The organism is Rahnella woolbedingensis, assembly GCF_003602095.1.
GTDB classification, from domain to species: Bacteria; Pseudomonadota; Gammaproteobacteria; order Enterobacterales; family Enterobacteriaceae; genus Rahnella; species Rahnella woolbedingensis.
The window spans coordinates 162358-188384 of sequence record NZ_RAHH01000002.1 but is presented as its reverse complement, the minus strand read 5'-3'; the positions used below and the strand labels follow the sequence as shown (position 1 = coordinate 188384).

General features: G+C 52.8%; 26 protein-coding genes. 16 read left to right on the top strand and 10 right to left on the bottom strand.

Features of this window, described 5'->3' with window-relative positions:
- Positions 1–10 precede the first annotated feature (10 nt).
- Positions 11–2395: a GNAT family N-acetyltransferase gene (locus D6C13_RS02070; protein WP_120131184.1), complete on the top strand. Its 2385-nt coding sequence runs from the start codon at positions 11–13 to the stop codon at positions 2393–2395.
- Positions 2396–2504: 109 nt separating this feature from the next.
- Positions 2505–3725 (top strand): MFS transporter, encoded by a 1221-nt coding sequence (locus tag D6C13_RS02065; protein ID WP_120131183.1) that lies wholly within the window; start codon positions 2505–2507, stop codon positions 3723–3725.
- A 44-nt stretch (positions 3726–3769) separates the two neighbouring features.
- Here D6C13_RS02065 and lpxM read toward each other — a convergent pair whose 3' ends face one another.
- From lpxM to znuA, 3 genes are all read right to left on the bottom strand, one after another.
- The gene (gene lpxM / locus D6C13_RS02060) at positions 3770–4750 is read right to left on the bottom strand and encodes a lauroyl-Kdo(2)-lipid IV(A) myristoyltransferase (RefSeq protein ID WP_120131182.1); all 981 of its coding nucleotides are present in this window, start codon (positions 4748–4750) and stop codon (positions 3770–3772) included.
- 93 nt (positions 4751–4843) lie between these two features.
- Positions 4844–6178, bottom strand: coding sequence for a murein DD-endopeptidase MepM (gene mepM, locus D6C13_RS02055; RefSeq protein WP_120131181.1), 1335 nt, complete (start codon positions 6176–6178; stop codon positions 4844–4846).
- Positions 6179–6198: 20 nt separating this feature from the next.
- Complete coding sequence (znuA, locus tag D6C13_RS02050) at positions 6199–7128, bottom strand: zinc ABC transporter substrate-binding protein ZnuA (RefSeq protein ID WP_120131275.1); 930 nt, start codon at positions 7126–7128, stop codon at positions 6199–6201.
- Positions 7129–7223: 95 nt separating this feature from the next.
- Here znuA and znuC point away from each other — a divergent pair, with 95 nt between their 5' ends.
- Entirely contained in the window at positions 7224–7982 is a 759-nt protein-coding gene (gene znuC / locus D6C13_RS02045; RefSeq protein WP_120131180.1) for a zinc ABC transporter ATP-binding protein ZnuC, read from the top strand.
- Positions 7979–8764, top strand: coding sequence for a zinc ABC transporter permease subunit ZnuB (gene znuB, locus D6C13_RS02040; protein WP_120131179.1), 786 nt, complete (start codon positions 7979–7981; stop codon positions 8762–8764). The genes znuC and znuB overlap by 4 nt, the downstream gene beginning before the upstream one ends.
- Positions 8765–8795: 31 nt before the next feature.
- On the opposite strand, the gene D6C13_RS02035 is transcribed toward znuB, so the two are convergent.
- Positions 8796–10166, bottom strand: a complete 1371-nt coding sequence (locus tag D6C13_RS02035; RefSeq protein WP_120131178.1) for a cation:proton antiporter — start codon at positions 10164–10166, stop codon at positions 8796–8798.
- A 155-nt stretch (positions 10167–10321) separates the two neighbouring features.
- On the opposite strand from D6C13_RS02035, the gene D6C13_RS02030 reads away from it, so the two are divergent.
- A complete protein-coding gene (locus D6C13_RS02030; protein ID WP_120131274.1) occupies positions 10322–10627 on the top strand; it encodes an EthD family reductase in 306 nt (101 codons plus the stop codon).
- 121 nt (positions 10628–10748) lie between these two features.
- Here the strand turns inward: D6C13_RS02030 and D6C13_RS02025 are convergent, their stop codons facing one another.
- Positions 10749–11075, bottom strand: a complete 327-nt coding sequence (locus tag D6C13_RS02025) for a hypothetical protein (RefSeq protein ID WP_120131177.1) — start codon at positions 11073–11075, stop codon at positions 10749–10751.
- A 471-nt stretch (positions 11076–11546) separates the two neighbouring features.
- Between D6C13_RS02025 and D6C13_RS25840 the strand changes: the two genes are divergently transcribed.
- From D6C13_RS25840 to wrbA, 7 genes are all read left to right on the top strand, one after another.
- Complete coding sequence (locus tag D6C13_RS25840; RefSeq protein WP_244212614.1) at positions 11547–13154, top strand: YadA C-terminal domain-containing protein; 1608 nt, start codon at positions 11547–11549, stop codon at positions 13152–13154.
- Between the two features lie 52 nt (positions 13155–13206).
- Positions 13207–13623, top strand: coding sequence for a hypothetical protein (locus D6C13_RS02015; RefSeq protein ID WP_120131175.1), 417 nt, complete (start codon positions 13207–13209; stop codon positions 13621–13623).
- 335 nt (positions 13624–13958) lie between these two features.
- Entirely contained in the window at positions 13959–15482 is a 1524-nt protein-coding gene (locus D6C13_RS25835; RefSeq protein WP_244212613.1) for a YadA C-terminal domain-containing protein, read from the top strand.
- A 49-nt stretch (positions 15483–15531) separates the two neighbouring features.
- Complete coding sequence (locus D6C13_RS02005; RefSeq protein ID WP_120131174.1) at positions 15532–15948, top strand: hypothetical protein; 417 nt, start codon at positions 15532–15534, stop codon at positions 15946–15948.
- Positions 15945–16187 (top strand): hypothetical protein, encoded by a 243-nt coding sequence (locus tag D6C13_RS02000; protein ID WP_120131173.1) that lies wholly within the window; start codon positions 15945–15947, stop codon positions 16185–16187. The genes D6C13_RS02005 and D6C13_RS02000 overlap by 4 nt, the downstream gene beginning before the upstream one ends.
- A 20-nt stretch (positions 16188–16207) precedes the next feature.
- Complete coding sequence (locus tag D6C13_RS01995) at positions 16208–16495, top strand: hypothetical protein (protein WP_120131172.1); 288 nt, start codon at positions 16208–16210, stop codon at positions 16493–16495.
- A gap of 292 nt (positions 16496–16787) precedes the next feature.
- The gene (gene wrbA, locus D6C13_RS01990) at positions 16788–17387 is read left to right on the top strand and encodes an NAD(P)H:quinone oxidoreductase (RefSeq protein ID WP_015689874.1); all 600 of its coding nucleotides are present in this window, start codon (positions 16788–16790) and stop codon (positions 17385–17387) included.
- A gap of 34 nt (positions 17388–17421) precedes the next feature.
- Here the strand turns inward: wrbA and D6C13_RS01985 are convergent, their stop codons facing one another.
- The 3 genes from D6C13_RS01985 to fusA all read right to left on the bottom strand — a co-directional run bounded on the left by D6C13_RS01985 (position 17422) and on the right by fusA (position 20215).
- On the bottom strand, positions 17422–17733 hold the full coding sequence (locus D6C13_RS01985; RefSeq protein ID WP_120131170.1) for a CcdB family protein: 312 nt from the start codon (positions 17731–17733) through the stop codon (positions 17422–17424).
- Complete coding sequence (locus D6C13_RS01980; RefSeq protein ID WP_120131169.1) at positions 17733–17969, bottom strand: type II toxin-antitoxin system CcdA family antitoxin; 237 nt, start codon at positions 17967–17969, stop codon at positions 17733–17735. Before D6C13_RS01980 ends, D6C13_RS01985 begins: the two co-directional genes overlap by 1 nt.
- A gap of 140 nt (positions 17970–18109) precedes the next feature.
- A complete protein-coding gene (gene fusA, locus D6C13_RS01975; RefSeq protein WP_120131168.1) occupies positions 18110–20215 on the bottom strand; it encodes an elongation factor G in 2106 nt (701 codons plus the stop codon).
- A 236-nt stretch (positions 20216–20451) separates the two neighbouring features.
- Between fusA and D6C13_RS01970 the strand changes: the two genes are divergently transcribed.
- Positions 20452–20805 carry an ArsR/SmtB family transcription factor gene (locus D6C13_RS01970; RefSeq protein WP_120131167.1) on the top strand — a complete coding sequence of 118 codons (354 nt, stop codon included), beginning with the start codon at positions 20452–20454 and terminating at the stop codon, positions 20803–20805.
- Here D6C13_RS01970 and D6C13_RS01965 read toward each other — a convergent pair.
- Entirely contained in the window at positions 20802–21719 is a 918-nt protein-coding gene (locus D6C13_RS01965) for a LysR family transcriptional regulator (RefSeq protein ID WP_208642848.1), read from the bottom strand. The genes D6C13_RS01970 and D6C13_RS01965 overlap by 4 nt on opposite strands.
- A 150-nt stretch (positions 21720–21869) precedes the next feature.
- Between D6C13_RS01965 and D6C13_RS01960 the strand changes: the two genes are divergently transcribed.
- From D6C13_RS01960 to D6C13_RS01950, 3 genes are all read left to right on the top strand, one after another.
- The gene (locus tag D6C13_RS01960; RefSeq protein ID WP_208642847.1) at positions 21870–22427 is read left to right on the top strand and encodes a chromate transporter; all 558 of its coding nucleotides are present in this window, start codon (positions 21870–21872) and stop codon (positions 22425–22427) included.
- Positions 22427–22945, top strand: coding sequence for a chromate transporter (locus tag D6C13_RS01955; RefSeq protein ID WP_120131164.1), 519 nt, complete (start codon positions 22427–22429; stop codon positions 22943–22945). The genes D6C13_RS01960 and D6C13_RS01955 overlap by 1 nt, the downstream gene beginning before the upstream one ends.
- Before the next feature lie 111 nt (positions 22946–23056).
- Positions 23057–25018, top strand: coding sequence for a glycoside hydrolase family 3 protein (locus D6C13_RS01950; RefSeq protein WP_120131163.1), 1962 nt, complete (start codon positions 23057–23059; stop codon positions 25016–25018).
- 9 nt (positions 25019–25027) lie between these two features.
- Here the strand turns inward: D6C13_RS01950 and D6C13_RS01945 are convergent, their stop codons facing one another.
- A complete protein-coding gene (locus D6C13_RS01945) occupies positions 25028–25711 on the bottom strand; it encodes an O-methyltransferase (protein WP_120131162.1) in 684 nt (227 codons plus the stop codon).
- Between the last annotated feature and the right edge of the window lie 316 nt (positions 25712–26027).

Below are 26027 nucleotides of genomic sequence, written 5' to 3'. Positions count from 1 at the left end.
GAATTTAACGATGTCAGAGGCTATTCCCAACTCCGTCTTTTCCTGCCTGCGCGCCGCAGGAAAGCTCACGTTGCGACCGCTGTGGCTGGAAAAAGATGCTGCCACGTTGCATGGCTGGATGACACAGCCTTACGCCCATTTCTGGGGGATGCAAAACAGCACGGTCGCGGAAGTCGAAGCGTTTTACCGCGACCTCACAGCCGGAAACCCGCGGGCCGCGCTGATGGGTGAAATCAACGGCCAGCCGCAGTTCCTGATTGAATGCTATCCGGTTCAGGACGATCCGTTACGCGAACATTACGACGTTCAGCCCGGTGATATGGGCATGCATATCCTGCTTTCTCCTGCCGACAAACCTGTCGTCGGGTTCAGTTGGCAGGTGTTCTGCGCAGTCATGGAATACCTGTTCAGCCAGCCGGACGTCAGGCGTGTGGTGGTCGAACCGGATGTGCGCAATGACAAGATCCATAAGCTGAATAAGCGCGCGGGTTTTCGTTATCAGAAACAAATTCAACTGACACACAAAACGGCATGGCTGGCATTTTGCCAGCGTGAGGATTTTATTCAGGCCAGCCAGAAGGAAAACAACACTATGACGCCCTCTACTCTGCAAACCGGTCAGCATCTGCAACCTGAAGTCTGGGCCAAAGCCAATGCCCTGCTGCTGCGTAAGTGTCTTTCGGAACTGACGCACGAGCGCCTGCTCGCTCCACAGGCATTGCAAACCACCGGCACCTGGACCGACTACCAGCTGGCAGTACCGGCCTCAGAAATTGAATATCGTTTCCGCGCACGCCAGTTGCCCCTCAATGACTGGATGATTGATCTCAACAGCATTCAGCGGCTGGATAATCTCAGTCCGCAACCCCTGGATGCGGTGAAATTCATCATCGAATTCGCCGAGCAAATTGGCATTTCACAAGCCATGTTGCCGACTTATCTGGAAGAAATCAGCAGCACGCTTTACAGCAGCGCTTACAAACTGGTGAATAACCACACCACCGCGAAACAGCTGTCTGAAGCCGATTTTCAGACCGTTGAAACCAGCATGACCGAAGGCCATCCGGGCTTTATCGCCAACAATGGCCGCATCGGTTTTGATGCCGGTGATTATGTCCGTTACGCGCCGGAAGCAGCAAATCCCTTGCACCTGGTCTGGGTCGCGGTACACCACGACAAGGCGCATTTCGCCAGTGTGAATGGTTTGCCGTATGAAAAACTGATCGCCGAAGAACTGGGCGACGCGCAGATTTGTGCGTTTACGCAGAAGCTGGTCGATATTGGCGTCGATCCGAAAAACTACTATTTCATGCCGGTGCATCCGTGGCAGTGGCAGAACAAATTACTGACCGTTTTTGCCCCGGATATCGCCCGTCAGTTCCTGATTTATCTCGGTGAAGGCGAGGATAACTATCTGGCGCAGCAATCGATCCGTACCTTCTACAACGCCAGCCGCCCGATAGCGCGCTACGTTAAAACGGCCCTGTCAATTCTGAACATGGGCTTCATGCGCGGGCTTTCGCCTTACTACATGGCAACCACGCCGGGCATTAACGAATGGCTGGCCGGGCTGGTAGAAAACGACTCTTACCTGCAATCCACTGGTTTTAAAATTTTGCAGGAAGTCGCGTCCATCGGTTACCACAACCATTACTTTGAGGAAGCGGTCAAAGGCGACAGCGCGTACAAGAAAATGTTTGCGGCTTTGTGGCGCGAAAACCCGGTGGCGCAGTTGCAGCCGAATCAGCGACTGATGACCATGGCCGCCCTGCTGCACACCGACAAACATGGCGATGCGCTGATTGTCGAGATGATTAAATCCTCGGGCCTTGCGACCGGTGACTGGCTGAAACGCTATATGCACGCCTACCTCAGCCCGCTGCTGCACTGTTTCTATCAGTACGATCTGGTGTTCATGCCGCATGGCGAAAACCTGATCCTGCGTTTCGAAAACAATATTCCGGTGAATGCCTTCATGAAGGATATCGCGGAAGAAATCGCAGTCATGAACCCGGACGCTGACCTGCCGGAGAAAGCCAAACGTCTGGCGGTGGATGTGCCGGAAGATCTGAAAATTCTGTCGATCTTCACCGATGTCTTCGCCGGCGTGTTCCGCTTTATCGCCCGTATTCTGGAAGAGAACGGCAATTATCCGGCCGGTCAGTTCTGGCAGGTAGTGGCAGAAGTGGTGCGCGATTACCAGATTCAGTATCCGGAACTCGCCGGGAAATTTGCACGCTATGACATGTTTGGCACGGAGTTCACGCATTCGTGCCTGAACCGCCTGCAACTGGCGAATAACCAGCAGATGATTAACCTGTCGGATCCGGCGCAGAACCTGAAATTCGCCGGTACGCTGGAAAACCCGATTGCGGCGTACGCTAACCGCTACTGAGCATAACTTTCAAGTGATGAATTTAATGTGATGAATTTAATGCGATGAAAAGTTGCGCGGCTGTTACAGGCCGCGCTTTTTCGATTTTGAGTACCGGAGAGTTAACGTTATGTCGTCTGTTTCTGAACCTGCCTCGCGGATGAATTTCCACCAGTGGCTGTTCCCGCTGTCGCTGGTGTTATTCGAGTTTGCCACCTATATCGCCCACGATATGATCCAGCCGGGTATGTTGCAGGTGATCAGTGATTTCAGCGCCAGTGCTGACTGGGTATCCACCTCACTGACCGCGTATCTGTGTGGCGGCATACTGCTGCAATGGCTGCTGGGCCCTCTTTCCGACCGGCTCGGGCGCAGGCCGGTATTACTGGCAGGCGTGGCGTTTTTCACCGTCACCTGCCTGCTGACCGTTTTCACCCAAAGTATCGAACAGTTTATTCTGATGCGGTTTTTACAAGGGATGAGCCTGTGCTTTATCGGCGCCGTCGGTTATGCCGCGATTCAGGAAGCCTTCAGCGAAACCCTGAGCGTCAAACTGATGGCGCTGATGGCAAACATCACGCTCATCGCCCCGTTGCTCGGGCCTCTGGCGGGCGCGGCGTTCATTCATTACGCACCCTGGAAAGCCATGTTTGCGTTGTTTTCTGTCATCTCTGCTGTGGCGTTCTGGGGATTGTGGCGCAGTATGCCGGAAACCGCTTCAGGTCGTGACGGCCGCTTTTCGATGCGCAGACTGCTGGCCGATTACCGTGAAGTCTTCACCAATAAAGGCGTGGTTATGGGCTCACTTGCCATCGGGCTGATTACCCTGCCACTGCTGGCGTGGGTGGCGCAGTCGCCCGTTTTGCTTATCCAGGATGCCGGGATGACGCCATTACAATATGGCTGGTTACAGGTGCCGGTATTTACCGGGCTGATTATTGGCAACATCACCCTGAGTAAAATCAGCGGTAAAGTGACTATCCGCACGCCGGTCTGGCTCGGCATTTTGCCTATTGTTATGGGTCTTTCGGTGAGTGCATACGCGGCACTGTTTATGCCCCATGGCTGGTACTGGATAATTAGCGGGCTGAGTCTTTACGCGCTGGGGACGGGACTGGTGAATGCGGGCTTGTATCGTCTGACACTGTTTTCCAGTCCGACCGGAAAAGGCACCGTCGCCGCGGCGCTGGGGCTGATGACCATCGTGGTGTTTGCAGCCGGTATCGAAATCGTTAAGCAGCTCTATTTTGCACTGGGTAACGGCATTTTCATGCTCGCAGGTCTTATCGCGGGTGTGGCAGGCGCCATGCTGATTGCTGCTTTCTTAAAACATTCGCTTAAAAAAGCATAAAAAAAAGCTGAGGTGTGAGCCTCAGCGTTTTCAAATTCAGACGGTTATTTTTTCGGATACAGTTCTTTGCGTGAATAGGGCTCAGGTTCACCCGGCTTACGGGTTTTGAGCAGTTTGAGGATCCAGGTGTACTGCTCAGGATTCGGTCCAACCAGAATTTCCACTTCCTCATTCATCCGGCGTGCGATGTAGTTATCATCGGCAGCGGCCAGGTCATCCATCGGCGGTCGGACGTAAATATCCAGACGCTGTTCATGGCCGTTGTACACCGGGAATAACGGGACAATGGAAGCACGGCACACCTTCATCAGACGGCCCACTGCGGGCAATGTCGCCTTGTAGGTCGCAAAGAAGTCCACGAACTCACTGTGCTCGGCACCGTGATCCTGATCCGGGAGATAATAACCCCAGTACCCCTGACGCACGGAACTGATGAAGGGTTTGATGCCGTCATTACGCGCGTGCATGCGGCCACCAAAACGGCGGCGCACGGTATTCCACAGATAGTCGGTCAGCGGGTTTTTCTGGTTGTGGAACATAGCCGCCATCGGCTGTCCGCCTGCGGCCATCAGCATCGCAGGAATATCCACGGCCCAGCCATGTGGCACCAGAAAAATCACATTCTGGCCTTTCGCCTGCATCTCATCGACAATTTCTTTGCCGTGCCAGTGCACACGCTGCGTGACTTTTTTCGGATCACGGATGGCCAGTTCGGCCATCATCACCATCGATTGCGGCGCGGTCGCAAACATTTCATCAATGATGTGTTCGCGCTCCGCTTCCGGTGTTTCCGGCAGGCAATACAACAGATTGATTTGCGCACGGCGGCGCGCGCCTTTGGCAAACTTTCCGGCCAGACGACCGAGACTGCCTAAAATCGGGTCGCGGACTTTCGCGGGCAGATACGCCATTCCGGCCATTGCCCCGACGCCCAGCCAGACGCCCCAGTAACGCGGATGGTAAAAGGCTTTCTGAAACTGCGGAATAAATTCTACGGTGGAACGTTTTTCTTTTTCTGGCTGCATGCTCAGGCTCTTATATCAAATTCTGGCTTAATGATAAGTGCCGTGAATTATTTTGCAATAAATCACGGCGGCTAATCATTAAAACCTAAGCGATCAGTCCAGCTTCAGCTGAGGAACAACCTGACGAACGGTGGCCAGATAAGTACTGCGATCTTTACCTGTCAGCCCTTCGGTACGCGGTAATTTAGCGGTCAGCGGGTTCACGGCCAGCTGGTTGATCCACATTTCGAAATGCAGATGCGGGCCGGTTGAACGGCCGGTATTTCCGGAAAGCGCGATACGATCACCGCGCTTAATTTTCTGACCCGGTTTCACCAGAATTTTACGCAGGTGCATATAACGGGTCATGTACTGACGACCGTGGCGGATAGCCACATAGTTACCCGCCGCCCCGCCGTTCTTGGCAACCACCACTTCGCCGTCACCGACAGCCAGAACTGGCGTGCCAACGGGCACCGCGAAATCGACGCCACGGTGTGGCGCAATGCGGCCGGTAACCGGGTTCAGACGACGCGGATTAAAGTTGGAAGAAACGCGGTATTGCTTGCCGGTCGGGAAACGCAGGAAGCCTTTTGCCAGCCCGCTGCCGGAGCGGTCGTAAAACTTACCGTCTTCTGCGCGAACCGCGTAATAATCTTTGCCGCCGGTGCGCATACGCACGGCCTGCAATTCGCTTTGCTCGTTTTTACCGTCCAGCACTTCGTGGGACATCAGAACCGCGAAATCATCGCCTTTCTGTAATTTACGGAAATCGAGCTGCCACTGTAGCGCCTTGATAACGGCACTGACTTCGCCGCTGCTCAGCCCCGCGGCACGGGCGCTGGTGACAAAACTTCCGTTCAGTGAACCTTTAATCACCGAGTCTTTCCATTCCCCTTTCAGGGTTTCCAGAGAGGATTTAAAGGTGCTGCCGGAACGGTCAAAAGTATAGGTTTCGCGGCGCGATTTTTCCCAGGTCAGACGCTGTAAATCACCGGCGTCATTGAGTGTCCAGGAAATCTGCTGGCCGACTTTCAGATTACGCAAATCACGGTTAGCGTCTGAAAGCGCAGCAATTTCTGACATATCAATGCCGTACTGATTGAGAATACTGCTGAGGGTATCGCCGGTAGAAACGACGTATTCGTGGACGCCCGCTTCATTGGTCGTCTTATCATCAAGATCATCTTGCGGAATGTCATCATCAGCAGGAGGCGTTTGATCAATAGGTTCACTGGCTTCGGGAAGCAAGGATCGCAATTGCTGGTTATCAAGCGTGATATTTTTAACCAGCGGTCGGGTATCAGAGAGGTCGTTGTCCGGGTGATAAGCTAACGGTTTCCATACGGCCACAGCCAGTGTGACGACGGTAAGAGACCCCAGCATAATGCGGTGGGGCCGTGGAAGGTTGCTATACGCCAGAGCGATAGATCGGGCTATCAGCTGCACTTAAATTCTGTCCTTTTAGCTTACTTCAGGCAGCTCAGGTACTGGTTCGTCAGCTGTGACAGGAAGTTCACATAGCTGTCCGCACCCAGTGCAATGCTGCTCCCCAGCGGATCCAATGTGCCCATACGCACTTTTGTTCCCTGGGCAACAGCCGTTATGACGGCCGGCCTGAATTGTGGCTCAGCAAAAACGCAGGTCGCTTTTTGCTCAACCAACTGTGTTCGAATGAGATGTAATCGCTGTGCACCGGGTTGAATTTCGGGATTGATCGTAAAGTGACCAAGCGGCGCAAGGCCGAAGTGTTTTTCAAAGTAGCCATAAGCATCGTGAAAAACAAAATATCCCTTACCCTGAACAGGTTGCAGAATACTACCAAGGTTTTTGTCAGCTTTTGTCAAGCCATCTTCAAAATGAGATAAATTTGCATCTAATTGTTGCTTTTTTTGCGGAACGAGCTGCACGAGCTGGTTATGAATGGCGATCGCCGTCTGGCGGGCGATTTCCGGCGACAACCAGACATGCATATTGTATTCGCCGTGCTGGTGCTCATCGCCGTCGTTTTCATGGGCGTGATCATGGTCATGCTCGTCGTCAGTGCCTTTCAGCAGCAGCGGTTTGACCGTCGGCAACGTCGCAATTTCTACCTGACGGTTTGGCGGTAACTGCGCGGCGGATTTGGTCATGAAGGCTTCCATTTCCGGCCCTACCCATACCACCAGATCAGCACTGCGCATGCGTGAAATATCAGAAGGACGCAGCGCAAAATCGTGCGGCGATGCGCCATCCGGTAGCAATACTTCAGTTGGCATAACCCCGTCAGCAATGGCCGATGCAATAAAACCCAGCGGGCGTACGGAAGCCACAACGGCGGCCTGCGTGCTAAAAACCGCAGTTGAACTCAAAATTGCGGTGGCAAGAAACATCCGTTTAACGCTTTTTTTCTGTATCATGCTGAGTGAACTCATCTTCGTGTTGGGGGAAAACTGGTTATTTTTCGCGAAACGCAATATTATAACATCCGATTTGTTCTGCAAGACCCAATGACATGCCCACTTTAGCTACGCTCCAAAATATTTCAGTGACTTTCGGTTCCCGACGCGTGCTGTCCAACATCTCGCTGAGCCTGCAACCGGGGAAAATCCTGACCCTTCTCGGCCCGAATGGTGCGGGAAAATCGACATTAGTCCGTGTGGTTCTTGGCCTGATTGCGCCTACCGAAGGCGTTATGACCCGTGAACCGGGCTTGCGTATCGGCTACGTTCCGCAAAAAATTCATCTTGATCCCACCATGCCGCTGACCGTCAGCCGCTTTATGCGTCTCAAACCTGGCGTGAAAAAAGGCGATATTCTGCCTGCGCTTAAACGCGTACAGGCCGCACATCTGCTGGATCAGCCGATGCAAAAGTTATCCGGTGGCGAAAACCAGCGTGTTTTGCTGGCGCGTGCGCTGATGAACAGCCCGCAGTTACTGGTGCTGGATGAGCCGACGCAAGGTGTTGACGTCAACGGACAACTGGCGCTTTACAACCTGATCGACAGCCTGCGCTGCGAGTTGGGTTGTGCGGTGCTGATGGTGTCCCATGATTTGCATCTGGTGATGGCAAAAACCGACGAAGTGCTGTGTCTGAACCAGCACATCTGCTGCTCCGGCTCGCCTGAAGTGGTGTCCACGCATCCGGAATTTATCGCAATGTTTGGCAACCGCGGCGCAGAGCAACTGGCGATTTATCGTCACAATCACAACCATCGTCACGATTTGAAGGGAAAGATAATTTTGCGCAATACCGGAGGTCGTGACGCATGATCGCGCTGTTATTACCGGGCTGGCTGGCCGGGGTTTTACTGGCTATCGCGGCCGGTCCGCTGGGGTCGTTTGTGGTCTGGCGACGGATGTCTTATTTTGGCGATACGTTGGCTCACGCCTCACTGCTGGGCGTCGCGTTCGGTTTGCTGCTGAATGTGAATCCTTTTTATACCGTCATCGCCGTCACCTTATTACTGGCCGTTTTGCTGGTGGCGCTGGAGCGTAAACCGCATCTGGCCGTCGATACACTGCTGGGAATTATGGCGCACAGTGCGCTGTCGCTGGGGCTGGTTGTGGTCAGTCTGATGTCGGGGGTGCGTGTTGATCTGATGGCCTATTTGTTCGGTGATTTGCTGTCGGTAACCTACAGCGACATCTGGCTGATTGGCATCGGCGTGACGGTGGTGATTGCCGTACTCTGCTGGCAATGGCGCGCCCTGCTTTCGATGACCATCAGCCCTGAACTGGCTCATGTGGATGGCGTGAATCTGCAACGTTCACGTGTTGTCCTGATGCTGGTCACGGCGCTGACGATTGGTCTGGCAATGAAATTTGTCGGTGCGCTGATCATCACTTCACTGCTGATTATCCCTGCGGCAACAGCACGCCGTTTCGCCAAAACACCCGAGCAGATGGCGCTGGTGGCGGTGGCTATTGGCATTATTGCTGTCACCGGTGGTCTGACGTTCTCGGCGTTTTACGATACGCCGGCGGGCCCTTCTGTCGTGCTTTGCGCCGCCGTACTGTTCATGCTCAGCCTGAGCAAAAAACAAGTCGCCTGACAGCCAAACGGACGCCCGGAGCGTCCGTTTTTTATGCCCCTTTTTCCTGCTGTTTTTCCCGTTCTTCCCGCGCAGCCTCCTGTCTGGCTTTACGCCAGTTCAGAACCGGTGAAACAGTCAGCCCGTGGATCACGACGCTGGTCACAATCACCGTAAAGGCAATATTGGTCATGTAGTTGGCCTCTGCCCCGTGTAAACCGTGAGTCCAGGCATAAGCGATATAATTCATACTGCCGATACCACGGATCCCAAACCAGCCAATCATCAGACGCCTGCCCTTCGGCACATGCACGCCCAGCGTGGTGACATATACCGCCAGCGGCCGGACAACAATAAACAGCAGCGCAGCAATCAACAGCCCCATCGGTTCCCAGTGCTCCGCCAAAGTGATACCGAGCACCATGACTATCCCCGCCGCAAAAATGCGCTCAATGGTATCGCCAAAAGACAGGGCATCCCCGACCATCAGTCCGATAGAATTGCGTGGCATTTCAGCCTGCATGGAGTGACGCTGATGGGGATTGACCATCCCTTCCGCCGGTGGCGGCCGAGAGCCTTCTTCGAGGTCATCCGGGGGATGCAGGGATACTACGCGCACTTCCGCACTGCGAAGCCCGACACCGGCGGCAAACGCGGCAAGAAACCCGGAAGCATCAAGACTCTGCGCGGCGGCATAACTCAGTGCAATCAGCGCCAGCGCCAGAAAATCACTGGGCGCGACAGTCCGCTGACGGCTATGAAAACGGGTGGCACTCAGCCCAACCAGTTTTCCCATCGCATAACCAATCGCCAGTCCGCCCAGTAACGCCCAGACCACATCGCGCCATACCCAGTGCCAGATGGCCTGTGAAGACAACCCTTCATGTGCGGTAAACAGCATCAGCGCCAGCATCAGAATAGGCAGCGCCGAACCATCATTCATGCCGGCTTCGCTGGAAAGCGCGACCCGCAACCCGTCATCATCGTTAGCATCATTCACCGCAATCATGCTGGCGAGAACCGGATCGGTCGGTGCAATAATCGCCCCAAGCGCCAGTGCCAGCGGCCAGGAAAGCCCGGTGATGTAATGCGTTATCGCGGTGATACAAAGCACCGTCAGCAACATGGCAGGAAACGCCAGCACCGCCCCTACTCGCCAGCTTTGCGCGCGAAACGGCAACCTTAGCTTGAGACCGGTAATAAAAAGCGAAGCCGCCATTGCTATTTCAGTGAACCGCGCGGTGAGCGTGGAATACTCCACCAGGTCAACATGCAGTAAGTCTAAAACCCAGGGACCACAGACAATACCTGCCGCCAGATATAAACCAAAAGTCGTCACAGGACCGCGGGAAATCCACCCCGACGCCAGTGACATAATCAATAGCAGTCCTCCGACTGCCGCTGTCCAACCTAGAAATCCCATGCTTAACCCATATTAACTATCAATCTTTTAAGCTTAGTACATGTGCTCAGCCGGATAATTTTTCGGATAAAGAGCAACGGGCACAAATCGCACGGCGCGTCTGTTACCCATACGTTAAAATGATTTTTTATTCTCGGAAAAAGGTTGCAGAAAAATTGATTAAATACAGCGTGTTCTATCCAAATATCGAAAACGGCAACTTTGATCACGATTACTATCGTGAGGTCCATCTGCCACTGATCAAAAGCCGCATGGGGGAATATTGTCATTCTTACTCCATCGACAAAATCCAGCAGGGAGCGTCTGCTGACACCCCTTTCATCGCTGCGTGTCACATCTATTGTCAGTCAATGGAAGATTTCCAGAAAGGCATGGAAGGGAACGTGGAAGACTTTGTTGCGGATGTAGCAAACTTCACCAATATCGAGCCGGTTAAGATGATTTTTGACGTCGTTGTCTGATTTTTTCTGCTATAGCAGTTAAACTTTCAGCGCCTGAAATATGTAAAAAAGGCGATTTACCTTACGGTGAAATCGCCTTTTTTTATGGCCTTTTGAGCCGGTAAATCACCGGAAGGCAACCTTATTTGGTCAGTATTTTTTTAATTGGAGAACTTGGCTCACGCTTAATGGTCTGCAGAAAGAGCTGGGCCTTATCATTAGCCGCATAATCCGCCGTCACACCAAAATCCTGCACTATCGCCCACTTCTCAAACAGTTTTTCATCACTCTCACGCATAAACCACAACATTCTGATAGCGGTTACCGCCACCTGAGGGATTTGCGTCACAGTGCCATTAATCCACTTATTCAAGGTGCTGCGTGGCAGTCCTAACAGGATACACAACGCGGGCTGATCGATATCCAGCCTACGGACATAGTCCAGGAATTCATTTGCGTTATCTGCCATTCACTTAACTCCCATTCCTATAACCCTGCACATTGTACAAGAATCTCCTAGATATTTCATCCTGTCGCTATTGGCTACGAAAACTCCTAGTTTTTTACACATCAGACACTCGAAATCGTGTCGAATAGATACAAATAAGCGCTCTAAATGAAACTAATTCATGTAGCGCAATAACTTTACATTAATTGACATAAGTCAAACGCCAGGTGAATACGTGAAGCAAGTCACATTCACCGCATGTATGCTTTTCGAAAAGAGACAAGAATAGCGTGCTGATAACGCTTCTTATTTGTCGCTAACAGATACTTATTTCAATGTCGGAAAAAACTCATGAACTCCCAAACCACAGAACGCAACGCACAAATCATCGCTGCTTATACAGCAGGGAATATAAACAAAACGGAAATAGCGCGCTTTTTTGGAGTGTCGGCTTCGACGGTACGCAGGGTGTTAGCAGGTGTTGTGATCGGAATGACCGCAGCCTCCGCAGCTCATGCTGATACGGCTAATGACTACAAAGATTTACTTGCACATGAGGGTATAAATTCACCTCAGGCCATCAACTATTTCAATAATCTGGATCCTGCCAGCCAGGATAATATTATCGCGGCTTACCCATGGTTAAAGACTGATGGTTTATATCTGGTTCACCCGGACCCAGTCCTTGCACCGCAGGCCACGCCTCAGGCAACACCGCAACGCATTCCAGTTGCGCCGCAGGTGACTCCGCAAGCAACACCACAACGCCTTCAGGTTACGCCAGTTCGGATTACGCAACTGACACCGCAGGCGGTTCCACAGGCTACTCCGCAACGTCTTCAGTCCACACCGGTTCGTAATACACAACTGACACCACAGGCTGTTCCACAGGCCACGCCGCAGCGTCTCCAGTCCACGCCAGTTCGTAATACGCAACTGACACCACAGGCTGTTCCACAGGCCACGCCGCAACGTCTTCAGGCTACGCCAGTTCGTAATACACAACTGACGCCACAGGCTGTTCCGCAGGCCACGCCGCAACGCCTCCAGTCCACGCCAGTTCGTAATACACAGCTGACGCCGCAGGCGGTTCCGCAGGCAACACCTCAGCGTCTCCAGTCCACGCCAGTTCGGATTACGCAACTGACACCGCAGGCTACCCCACAGGCCACGCCGCAACGTCTTCAGGCTACGCCAGTTCGTAATACACAACTGACACCGCAGGCTGTTCCGCAGGCAACACCGCAGCGTCCCCAGTCCACGCCAGTTCGTATTACGCAACTGACACCGCAGGCTACCCCACAGGCAACACCACAACGCCTTCAGGCTACGCCAGTTCGTAATACACAACTGACACCGCAGGCTGTTCCACAGGCCACGCCGCAACGCCTTCAGGCTACGCCAGTTCGTAATACACAGCTGACGCCGCAGGCTGTTCCGCAGGCAACACCTCAGCGTTTGCAAGCTACTCCTGCCCCGGTCGTACAGCTGACGCCACAAGCGACTCCGCAGGCAACACCACCGCGCCCTCAGGCTGTACCAGTGCCAGTCGTGTCGCAGACGCCCCAGTTGATACCTCAACCGCTTAATCAGGCAGTTCCTGGTAAATTAACCGCAACTCCAGGCGACCAGACAATACAACAACTGACTTCAACACCGGCTCAACAACCGCCGGTCAAGCAAGAAGTTCGTTCTGCTTATTACGACCAACAGGTTGCGACCCTGAATGCCGAAGCTGAAGAAAATCATGCAGAAGTTCTGGCCGAATCTCATAGTCGTGCGGTGGGTGATGCGAATACGCTGAATCAGGCGAATGACTACACCAATAAGAAATTCAACGATCTGAAATCTGAAGTGGATGGCAACAAGAAAGAAGCGGCGGCCGGTTCGGCTTCTGCCATGGCTCAGGCCAACATCCCTCAGGTTCAGGAATCTCAGCAGTTCGCTATCGGTGCCGGTGTCGGTGGCTACGATTCACAGAATGCGATGTCCGTCGGCGCTTCATTCCATGCAGGCCGTTCTACCATCGTGAAAATGTCTGTCTCTGACGATACACAAAACAACTTTGGCTACGGCGCTGGCGTGAGTGTCGGCTGGTAAAATAATCGGGGGGGGGTTCGTCCCCCCATCCTTCTGTTCGAGGTAAAACAAAATGAAAAAACTTTTAGTCATTGCTGCCCTGATCGTCCTTTCAGGCTGCTCCACCCAGGCCTCCAGAATGTCGGATTGCCAGTCGCAGGGCATATCTAAAGACACCTGTTATATGGCTGAACAAAACCGCCAGACGGCAATTCAGAGTGCCGCGCTAAAACAGGCGATGGAAAACGCCTCGGCGCAGTATGCCCAGGCTACCAAAAAAATAGTGCATGCCCGCATTAAGGGGATAGATATCAAAATCTTTCCCGCTGACAAGCAAGGATATATCGAAGGGACTGCAGCATACCTTGATGAAGATAACGCGGATGCTCAGGTCTATCGCAAAGGTATTTTCACAGCGATTTATTACAAGCGCACTCATAAGCTGGTGTTAATGCGTGACGGCCAGATTTACGGCAGGACGCCAATATGAAAAACGCCATACCGATCAGTTCAAACATATGCCGCCGGAGCAACAGTTTACCTGCCTGGAAATGTTGCGGTGCATGGATTCAATCCCTACGAATCAATGGATTACCGACTAATGAATTCAAGTCATGATGAAAGATGGACACACCGCCTCACTCAGTAAATTTCTCAGGTAACCCGATAAAGTTTCCGTGCTACTTAGTTGGGATAAAAAGAAAAAACAAAGATACAGCTGTGCTTATAACTCCAAAGCCGGGAAGGATGTCTCAAGAAAATCGGATGGTTATAGGCACCTCAGAACATATTTATCAGCTACTTATTTACGGTCGGAAAAAATACATGAACCTGCAGGTCGCTAAGAACAACATTAAAAACATTACGGCAAACGAACCAGAAACGAAGATCACATCGGAAAAGATGGGTGATTTCAAGGCTCAAAGAAGTAAAATTCTGCGTATCTGGCTGGGTATCTCGATTGCGTTATGCGCTATTTCGCCTGTTCATGCACAGCTTTCCGGAACTGGCCTGGATGCAGCAAGAGCTTACTTTGCAAACTATCCCTGGATCCCTGTTGATAAACAGAATGAGATCCTGAGAAAAGACAATCTGCAGCAAGTTTCAGACTATCTGAACACAAATACCTATTGGGATGGTTCTAAAAACGTTCTGCTGCCTGTTTTTGATCCCGCCGCAAGAATGCAGACCGCCATCACCGGTAATGCCACTATGCCGATGACAAGTCTTATTACCGCAAAGCCAACCCTTGTTAAAAACGATCCGACCGGTGTTCCTACGTATCAGATTAGTGAAGCAACTCATCTCGACGGCAATCACAACACGACCGAGTCTGTTGCCGCTCAGCAGGCCGCTTTGCAGCAACATGTGGCGGAAGTCGCGGCTTATCAGCACAACGATCCAACCGGTGTTCCAACGCATCAGATTGGCGAAGCAACTCACCTCGACGGCAATCACAACACGGCCGAGTCTGCTACCGCTCAGCAGGTCGCTTTGCAGCAACACGTGGCTGAAGTCGCGGCTTATCAGCACAACGATCCTACCGGTGTTCCAACGCATCAGATTGGCGAAGCAACTCACTTCGACGGCAATCACAACATGGCAGATTCCATTGCCGCTAAGCAGGCCGCTTTGCAGAAACACGTGGCTGAAGTCGCGGCTTATCAGCACAACGATCCGACCGGTGTTCCAACGCATCAGATTGGCGAAGCAACTCACCTCGACGGCAATCACAACACGGCCGAGTCTGCTACCGCTCAGCAGGTGGCTTTGCAGCAACACGTGGCTGAAGTCGCGGCTTATCAGCACAACGATCCGACCGGTGTTCCCGTGCCAACTCCACCTGCTACAAATGCTTCTGATGACGAACCAGCGAATACAATTCCGGCAGGAAACGCTTCAACTTCTGCTCAAAAGACCGTTGCCAAAAAAGTCGTCCGCTCCGCCTATTACGACCAGCAGGTCGCGGCTCTCAATGCCGAAGCCGAGCAAAACCACGCAGAAGTTCTGGCTGAATCTCACAGCCGCGCAGTTGCAGATGCACAAACCCTGAGTCAGGCAAATGACTACACAAACAAGAAATTCAACGATCTGAAATCTGAAGTGGATGGCAACAAGAAAGAAGCGGCGGCCGGTTCGGCTTCTGCCATGGCTCAGGCCAACATCCCTCAGGTTCAGGAATCTCAGCAGTTCGCTATCGGTGCCGGTGTCGGTGGCTACGATTCACAGAATGCAATTTCCGTCGGCGCGTCATTCCATGCAGGCCGTTCTACCATCGTGAAAATGTCGGTCTCCAACGATTCACAAAGTAACTTTGGCTACGGCGCTGGCATGAGTGTCGGCTGGTAAAATAATCGGGGGAGTCGTCCCCCCATCCTTCTGTTCGAGGTAAATCTAAATGAAAAAAATCTTGGTTTTTGCCGCCATCACCCTGCTCGCAGGCTGCTCCACTCAGGCCTCAAGAATGGCGGACTGCCAGTCACAAGGCATATCTAAAGACACCTGTTATATGGCTGACCAAAACCGCCAGACGGCAATTCAGAGTGCCGCGCTAAAACAGGCGATGGAAAACGCCTCGGCGCAGTATGCCCAGGCTACCAAGAAAATTGTGCATGCCCGCATTAAGGGGATAGATATCAAAATCTTTCCCGCTGACAAGCAAGGATATATCGAAGGGACTGCAGCATACCTTGATGAAGATAACGCGGATGCTCAGGTCTATCGCAAAGGTATTTTCACAGCGATTTATTACAAGCGCACTCATAAGCTGGTGTTAATGCGTGACGGCCAGATTTACGGCAGGACGCCAATATGAAAAAGCGCCACACGGATCAGTTCAAACATTTGCCACCGGAACAGCAATTTACTTGCCTGAAAATGCTGCAACGCGTCGAAGAAACCCCTCTGGATCATGGCATCACTGGCGTTGCCGTATCAGTCATGATGAAAGATGGACATACCGCTACCCTCAGTAAATTTATCGGGCAACCCGATGAAGTTTCGGTTCTGGTGAGCTGGGAAAGGGATGGAAGCAAAGCGGCTGATACTAATTAAAAAGGGAAGTTCAGGCATTGATGGAAGTTATCGATTTAACCCAACGCCGGAACTCGTCAACCGGCGTTTTGTTTTTACATAAGTTTAAAGATAAAGGATACGTCTACCGGCTAAATATTTTGCAGGTTGAAAAACTGACTATGCGTCTGATTAAGCTCAGCCATTTGAACTGCTTCGCCAGCCTTACCGGTATTCACACGTCAAAAATATTCACGGATAAAGTAGAGGCTGCACGTAGTCTTTGCGAATTTATCGAACACGCCACTGGCGCAAAATGCACGGCTGATGTTCTAAATGACGCTCAGTAATGAGCGCATCGTATATATCCCTTCTCCCGCCAAATCCGCACTTCTGTTCTAGTATGTAGAAGTGCGAAACGAGTCTTCCCTGCATCATTGCCCTAATTAATTGATGGGCCCGTTCAAAAATTTGCGTTTGTAACTCACGCCTCATGCGCGAACGATGAACTCCCCTGCTCATGACAGCTGCCGTACAGGCGCAGGAGTAAATGTGGGATTTTTAAGCGAGTTTTTCGCCCGTATCACCGGCTCTAAAACTGAGCAGAATACGGAAAAAACATCACCTCAACAGGAGTTAAAAATGGCAAAAGTACTGGTTCTCTACCATTCTATGTACGGTCATATTGAAACGATGGCGCAGAGTGTTGCCGAAGGCGCACGCAGCGTTCCAGGTGTTGAAGTCACAATCAAACGCGTCCCTGAAACGATGCCGGAAGAAGCCTTTAAGGCAGCCGGGGGCAAAACCGGTCAGACGGCAGAGGTCGCTTCTCCGGCAGAACTTGGCGATTACGATGCCATCATTTTCGGCACACCCACCCGCTTTGGTAACATGACCGGCCAGATGCGCACTTTCCTCGACCAGACCGGTGGCCTATGGGCCAAAGGCGCACTGGCAGGCAAAGTCGCCAGCGTATTCAGCTCAACCGGAACCGGCGGCGGTCAGGAAATGACCATTACCTCTACCTGGACCACCCTCGCCCATCACGGCATGATCATCGTTCCCATCGGTTACACCACGCCTGAATTGTTCGATATTTCGCAGGTTCGCGGCGGCACACCTTATGGTGCCACCACTATCGCCGGTGGTGATGGTTCACGTCAGCCAAGCGCAGAAGAACTGCGTATTGCCGTGCATCAGGGTAAACACGTGGCGACCATCGTCAGTAAACTGGTCAGCTAAATAATCCCGTAAAATAAGGCGCAGGTTCTGCGCCTTAAATTCCCGTCACCAGCAAATCTAACGCTGCCACAACATCAGCCCGATGAATGTCCGCATTTAACACCGGTTCATGACGTAACTGCGTTGCACTCACGCTGGTCAGGAGATTGGTCATCAGCACGTATTGATGATTTTGGATCCTGATAAGGGGATGAAGATGCGTGATGGGTTTCAGGTTACTCAGTGCGGTTAGCGGCGCAACAATCCGCTCATTGAGTCTTTCAAATAAGGGATTCTGAATATCCATAAAATAGGGATAAAGATTTTTACCTTCTCCCTGATTTTCGTACACATCAAATTGCGCCATTACAATACTCCGCGTCCCTGAGAGAAGAGTCCTGCCTTTTCAGTAAAGGCGTTGCAGGAATCCATGGCTTGTTGATTTTCTTCTAAGAACAGTTTCCTTTGTTTCTCTTTCACCGCTTCTCCTAACGCTTTATCAAACGTTGCTGAAAGATTAATGCCGAACGCTTTGGCTTGTTCCAGTAAATCGGCACTTAGCGTGACATTGGTTCGTTTTTTATTTCCCGCTACTGATGACATAACACCCACCTAATACACACCACATATGCGCATAATGGTGTCACACATTGAAGTCATAAACTATCGAATCCTTATCTTCAAACCAAAAAAACGGCCCTTGCGGACCGTTTTGTCTCTGGCGGAGATTACGCCTGTTTTGCCTATTTACCACGCGACGCAATGATGTTTTCAGCCACATTGCGCGGTGCCTCGGCATAGTGATTGAACTCCATGCTGTACGTTGCACGACCTTGCGACATCGACCGCAAAACGGTGGAGTAACCGAACATTTCAGATAACGGGACTTCGGCTTTGATGATTTTACCGCCGCCGCCCGCGATCTCTTCCATGCCCTGCACTGTACCGCGACGCGACGATAAATCGCCCATCACGCCACCGGCATACTCTTCCGGCGTTTCCACTTCGACCTTCATCATCGGCTCGAGGATCACCGGATCTGCGCGTTTAGCGGCTTCTTTGAAACCAAAGATCGCCGCCATTTTGAACGCCATTTCCGAGGAATCGACCTCGTGGTATGACCCGAAAGTCAGCGTCACTTTCACATCCACCACCGGATAACCGGCCAGAATGCCATTATTCAGCGCTTCTGTGACCCCTTTTTCTACCGCAGGGATATAGTCGCGCGGCACCACGCCACCTTTTGTTGCATCGACAAACTCGAAACCGGTGCCTGCCGGTAACGGTTCGAGCGTGAAGACCACGTGGCCGTACTGACCTTTACCGCCGGACTGACGAACAAATTTCCCTTCCACATCTTTCACCGTTTTACGCACCGTTTCGCGGTACGTGACCTGCGGTTTACCGATATTGGCTTCCACGCCGAACTCACGTTTCATACGGTCGACAATGATTTCCAAATGCAATTCACCCATCCCGGAAATGATCGTCTGGCCGGATTCCTCATCAGTACGGATGCGGAACGACGGGTCTTCGGATGCCAGCCGTGACAGCGCGATACCCATTTTCTCCTGATCGGCTTTCGTTTTCGGCTCGATGGCCTGCGAAATCACCGGATCCGGAAATTCCATGCGCACCAGCGTAATAATGTCCGTCGGGTCGCACAACGTTTCGCCAGTCGTCACATCTTTCAGCCCGACACAGGCTGCGATATCACCGGCGCGGATTTCGTCAATCTCGATACGGTCATTCGCATGCATCTGCACAATGCGGCCAATACGCTCTTTCTTGCCGCGCACCGGGTTATACACGCTGTCGCCTTTTTTCAGCACGCCGGAATAAACGCGGACAAACGTCAGCTGGCCGACGTACGGGTCAGTCATCAGTTTGAAGGCCAGCGCCGAGAATTTCTCGTTGTCATCGGAATGACGGAACACGTCGTTACCGTCTTCGTCAGTGCCCGCCACCGGGGGAATATCCAGCGGCGATGGCATCAGTTCGATCACGGCATCGAGCATGCGCTGCACGCCTTTATTCTTGAACGCACTGCCGCACAGCATCGGCTGGATCTCACCGGCGATAGTGCGCAAACGCAGACCTTCGGTGATTTCATCCTCAGTCAGCGTGCCTTCTTCGAGATATTTATCCATCAGGGCGTCGTTGGCTTCAGCTGCAGCGGAGACCATTTTCTCGCGCCATTCTTCTGCCAGCGGCTGCAATTCTGCCGGGATCGCTTCATAGGTAAAAGTCATACCTTGCGTCGCGTCGTCCCACAAAATGGCGCGCATCTTGCGTAAATCCACCACGCCGGTGAAATGCTCTTCTTTACCGATCGGAATCACAATCGGCACCGGATTGGCTTTCAGGCGATCGACCATCATCTGGCGAACGCGGAAGAAATCGGCACCCTGACGGTCCATTTTGTTGACGAACGCCAGACGCGGCACTTTGTATTTATTGGCCTGACGCCACACGGTTTCAGACTGTGGCTGCACTCCGCCCACGGCGTCATACACCATTACCGCACCGTCGAGTACACGCATGGAACGTTCCACTTCAATGGTGAAATCCACGTGCCCTGGGGTGTCGATAATATTAATGCGATGCTCATCAAACGAGTTTTCCATCCCGCGCCAGAAACAGGTCACGGCAGCGGAGGTAATGGTAATGCCGCGCTCCTGTTCCTGAGCCATCCAGTCTGTGGTCGCACCGCCGTCATGCACTTCTCCCAGCTTATGATTCATGCCGGTATAGAAAAGAATACGCTCGGTGGTGGTGGTTTTACCTGCGTCGATGTGTGCTGAGATACCGATATTGCGGTAGCGCTCGATTGGCGTTTTGCGAGCCATATAACGTCCTTACTGGTTGATGGCTAAGTTGGCGGAGAGTGGTTTTCACGTCCCGTCACAAAGTAATGAGTACTAAACTTCTTAGTGCGGAGAGTATACTACAATTGTACGTGTATATTCGTACAATAATTTTATTCTATCGATGAAATTGGTCAAAGGCCGTCGCGTTGTACAGCAGCAGAGGGATAGGCTATATTGCGCGGCCGCCGATGTTTGCACTTTAAGAGGATAGTCCGATGATAGCCAACCACCCTGAGCGCGAGCAGATCCGCCTGGAAAATGTTCTGACTGCACTGGGTAATCCGGTACGTCTGGCCGTGGTGCGCACGCTGGCCAAAGGCGGGGAACATCCTTGCGGTACGTTATTGCAAGGCCTGTCAAAATCGACGCTCACCCATCACTGGCGCGTTCTGCGCGACAGCGGCGTTATCTTGCAGCGCCCGGATGGCCGCGCCAATTTGCTTTCACTGCGCCGCGAAGATCTCGACGCCCGCTTCCCCGGCCTGCTCGATTCCCTGCTCAGCGCCATCGAATCTGACGGTATTACGCTGGAATCCACCCAGAAACACATTTCCGAGCAACATCTCTAATCAGCCTTTAATTGCGATTTTACCAGCTGACAAAACGTATTGATTATAGCCGATGAATGGCTGTCTTCCCGCCGCGCGAGATACAGCGGCGCGCTGAGTTGTGTGGCGGCATCGAGTGGCAAAAACACCACGCCATCACCGCCGAGGCGGGTCATAGATTCCGGCACAATCGAAATTCCCAAACCCGCGCCAACCAGGCTCAGACACGATGTCAGCCGCGGCGCTTCCTGCACAATATGCGGACTGAAACCCGCGCGGACATACGCTGCCAGTATGGCGTCATACAGTCCCTGGCCGGCGCGACGGCGGTATAATACGAACGGTTCGTTGCTAAGGTCTTCGAGTTTCAGCGGCTGGCCGGTGGTTTGCGCAGCCAGTTTGTGACCCGCCGGAACCGCCACCCACATCGGTTCTTCCAGCACTTTTTCCATCTCTAATTCGGGCATATCTTTGACCCGCATACGCACAAACGCCACATCCAGCTCGCTCGCCACGACTGCTGCCAGCAACTCCCCGCTGCCGCTTTCCTCAAGCTGTGTACTGACCGCCGGATAAATCTCGCGGTACCGGCGCAACAGCGCGGGCACAAACGTGTGCAGCGCGGCGGAACTGGTGAAACCGATGCGCACGCGTCCCTGTTCTCCCTGCGCGGCACGCTGCATCGCGGCAGTGAGCTGAGCGGCCCGCGCCAGCACTGCCCGCGCTTCCTGTAATAACACTTCGCCCGCTTCGGTCGGGATCACGCCACGCGGCAGGCGTTGCAATAAAGGCACACCAAATTCCTGCTCCAGCCCCTGTAACAGACGGGTCAGCGGCGGTTGCTGGATAAACAGCAGTTCTGCGGCGCGGGTAATGCTGCCGACTTCCACCACGGTGACAAACGCATTCAGACGCTTCAGTTCAATCATATCCATACCCTCAGGGTATCTTTTGGTATTAACAAAGGCATTAGACATCATGGCACATCCACGCGCATGATCCTTAACAGAATTTACGCCTCTGGCGGCTTTGAATTACATTTGAGGGAGAGTGTGAAAATGTCGGCACAAACGCAGGATAAATTAATGCTGGATACAGAAGATGGGACCGCGCCGCAACCCGATTGCGGGCAACTGTTTATGGGTTTTTTCGTTCTTGGCCTGACCGGTTTCGGCGGTGTGCTGCCGATGGCGCGGCATATGCTGGTGGATAAACGCCGCTGGCTCACCGGCGATCAGTTCACCGAACTGCTCGGGCTGTGCCAGTTTTTACCGGGCGGCAATATCATTAATTTATCCGTCGCACTCGGGATGGAGTTTCGCGGACTGCGCGGCGCGCTTTCGGCCATTCTCGGTCTGATCCTGGCACCGACAATTTGCGTTGTCCTGCTCGGTCTGGTGTATGCGCGTTATCAGAATGAACCGCTGGTGGAGCATTTATTTGCGGGAATGGCAGCCGGGGCGGCCGGTTTACTGTTATCCACCGGCCTCAAAATGCTGGCACCTTTGCGGGGAAAATGGCTGCAACTGGCGCTGGTTGCCGCGGGCGTTATTGCTATCGCAGGATTTCGCATCCCGATGCTGCCGGTCATGCTGGTGCTGGCGCCGGTCAGTATTTTTATCTGCGCAAGGAGTAAATTCTGATGGCCGTTTTACTCTCACTCGCCCTGCTGTTTACCGAGCTTTCTCTGCTGGCTTTTGGTGGCGGTAATACTATTTTGCCGGAGATGCAGCGAGCTGTGGTGCAGGTGCATCACTGGATGAGCGCGCAGGAATTCAGTGCCCTGTTCGCGCTGGCTCAGGCCGCACCCGGCCCGAATATGATGATCGTGCCGCTGATTGGCTGGCAGGTCGCGGGATGGTCCGGCCTGCTGGTGTCTTCACTGGCGAAGTTTGGCCCATCTTCGGTGGTGACGCTGATCGTGATGGGCGGATGGAAACGTTACAAAGACCGTCCGTGGCGTCAGGTCATTCAGCGCGGGCTGGTACCGGTGACCGTCGGGCTGGTGGTATCGAGCGGACTGTTAATCGCAAATGCCTCCGCCACCACGTTGCCGCTGGCGGGCGTGATTGCGCTATGTACGCTGCTGGCGCTCAATAAACGTATTCACCCGTTATGGGTGCTGGCGGTCGGCGCTGTGCTGGGCATGGTATTTGGCTGATAACATTTGAGAAGCTGATCGCAATATCAGACAGGCAAATAGGTTATTCCTTGAGAATTAAGTTTCTATAGTTATCAATTCGTTATAGACACAAAATAATTAAGGATGATAATGAAAATCAAACCTCTGAGCCTGGCAGTTTCCGCCCTTCTGCTTTCCACCCCTGCTGTTTTTGCTGATACCGCTCAGCCCGAGCTGAGTCAGCGGGAAGTCACATTGCTCACCGTTGACGGGCTGCAGTTCAAAGATCTCAATCACTCCGGCAAACTTGAACCCTATGAAGACTGGCGGCTGACGCCGGAAGATCGCGCGGCGGATCTGGTAAAACGCATGACGCTGGAAGAAAAAGCCGGGGTGATGATGCACGGTTCCGCACCGACGGCCAACAGCCCGATCGGTGCCGGCACACATTATGACAGGGCAGCAGCGGAAAAGATGATTTCCGGCGCGAAGGTGAACAGCCTGATCACCCGCCTGTCTGCCGAAGACCCGGCGCTGATGGCAGAAGAAAATAACAAACTACAGCAGATTGCCGAAAAGACCCGGCTCGGTATTCCGGTCACTGTCAGCAGCGACCCGCGTAACTCGTTTGAATATCTGATTGGCGCCAGCACCTCTTCCGGCAAATTCACCCAGTGGCCGGAAACCTTAGGGCTGGCGGCGATTGGCGATGAAAAACTCACCCGCCGCTATGCCGATATTGTGCGCCAGGAATATCTGGCTGTGGGTATTCGTGAAGCCCTTTCCCCGCAGGCCGATCTGGCGACAGAACCACGCTGGGCGCGTATCAGCGGGACTTTCGGTGAAGACCCGACGCGGGTGCATAACATGGTGCGCGGCTACATCGAAGGAATGCAAAACGGCAGCGAGGGCCTTAATTCCGGCAGCGTGATTTCGGTGGTGAAACACTGGGTCGGTTACGGCGCGGCGGAAAACGGCTACGACAGCCACAACGTCTACGGTAAAAACGCCGTCTTCCCCGGCAATAATCTTAAAGAACACATCTATCCGTTTACCGGCGCGTTTGAAGCCAACGTCGCCAGCGTTATGCCCACCTATTCCATTTTGAAAAACGCGTCATTCGAAGGCAAGCCGCTGGAACAGGTCGGTGCCGGATTCAGCCATCAGTTGCTGACAGATATTTTGCGCGGTCAGTATGGTTTCAAAGGGGTTATCCTCAGCGACTGGCTGATCACCAGCAACTGCGAAGACGAATGCCTGAACGGTTCACCGCAAGGCAAAGAACCGGTGCCCGGCGGCATGTCCTGGGGCGTTGAAAACCTGACGCCGCAGCAGCGTTTCGTCAAAGCGGTGAAGGCAGGTGTGGACCAGTTTGGCGGCGTGACCGATTCACAATTACTGGTGAATGCGGTTAACGAAAAACAACTGACTGCGCAGCGGCTGGATGAATCCGTCATGCGGATCCTCGAGCAGAAATTCCGCACCGGCCTGTTTGAAAATCCGTTTGTGGATCCGCAGAAAGCGGTGAAAACCGTCGGGCGCGCAGACTGGCAGAAAGAAGCTGATGCCGCGCAACGTCACTCCCTCGTTTTACTGCAAAATACCGGTGACCTGTTACCGCTGAAGAAAGGCAAAAAAGTGTGGCTGTATGGCATTGACGCAAAAGCGGCGCAGGACGCAGGTTTCACCGTGGTTGATGCGCCAGAAAAAGCCGATGTCGCCCTGATCCGCGCCCATGCGCCTTATGAACAGCCGCATAAACAGTGGTTCTTCGGCAAACGCCACCACGAAGGCTCCCTGGCTTTCACTGACGATAATGCCGATTATCAGGCCATCGTAAAAGCCAGCAAAGCGGTGCCGACGGTGGTGACGGTGTATCTTGACCGCCCTGCTATTCTCACCAACGTGAACGACAAAGCGAAAGCGGTTATCGGTAATTTCGGCGTCAGCGATGCCGTGTTGTTCAGCCGTCTGACCAGCAGCGAAACCTATACCGGCAAACTGCCGTTCGAGTTGCCTTCATCTATGGCAGCGGTACTCAAACAACAGTCTGATATGCCGCACGACAGCGAAAACCCGCTGTTTGACATCGGCTTTGGTCTCGCCCGTTAACGTATGCGTTTAACTGATCACCCGCGCCAGCACAAAACCGTCCCAGCCCTTGCTGCCGACGGTTTGCAGCGCGGTGGCAGATAAGCGCGGTTCCTGCTCAATCATCTCAATAAAGCGACGAACCCCCTGAACGCGGGTATCGTCGCTGTGCGGATCGACCACCGCACCGTCCCGCACCACATTATCACCGATAATTAATGTGCCCGGTTTCGACAACTTCAGCGCCCACTCCAGATAAAGCGGATTAGAAGGTTTATCCGCATCAATGAAGATCAGATCAAACGGCGCTTCTGCCATCAGCGTCGGCAAAGTGTCTGACGCGGGCCCGGTGTGCAGCGTAATTTTGTCCTGCAAACCGGCGAGATCAATATTGGTCTGCGCGACTCTGGCATGATGCGGATCGGCTTCCAGCGTCACCACTTTGCCCAATGCCGGCAGTGCGCGCGCCAGCCAGATGGTGCTGTAAGCGCCCAGCGTGCCGATTTCCAGTACCTTCTGCGCACCGGTGATTTGCGCGAATAATGCCAGAAGTTTTCCCTGATTAGGGGCCACGTCGTGGGCGGGCAATCCGGCCTGCTGATTATTCGCGAGTACCTGCTGCAAAACCGGATCCTCTTCCACCAGATGACTGACCAGATAGTTATCCACTTCATCCCATTTTTGACTGTATTCCTGCGGACTTTCCGTATTCATGTTGTCTCCTGTTGTGAACTTTTTCTATTTTAAAAAACTCACTCTTAAAGCTAATCCGTTACTGCGATTTTGCCCACGTTTTCAATGAAACTCTTCGAATTTCCCGCTGCTGTAATCTGACCACATACCCTTCCCCTGAGTAAGGTTGCTGGTAAAACAATCAAATACACCCTTAATTTCACAAGGATAAATCTGCGTAGCTTCACAGTTTTTGGAGAAAACTCGCTTTAATTTGTAAAATAATAATGATAACAATTATCATTAAGTTTAACATTCGTATCGTTTTCGTCAGGCCAGTACGCATGATTGTGTCCCG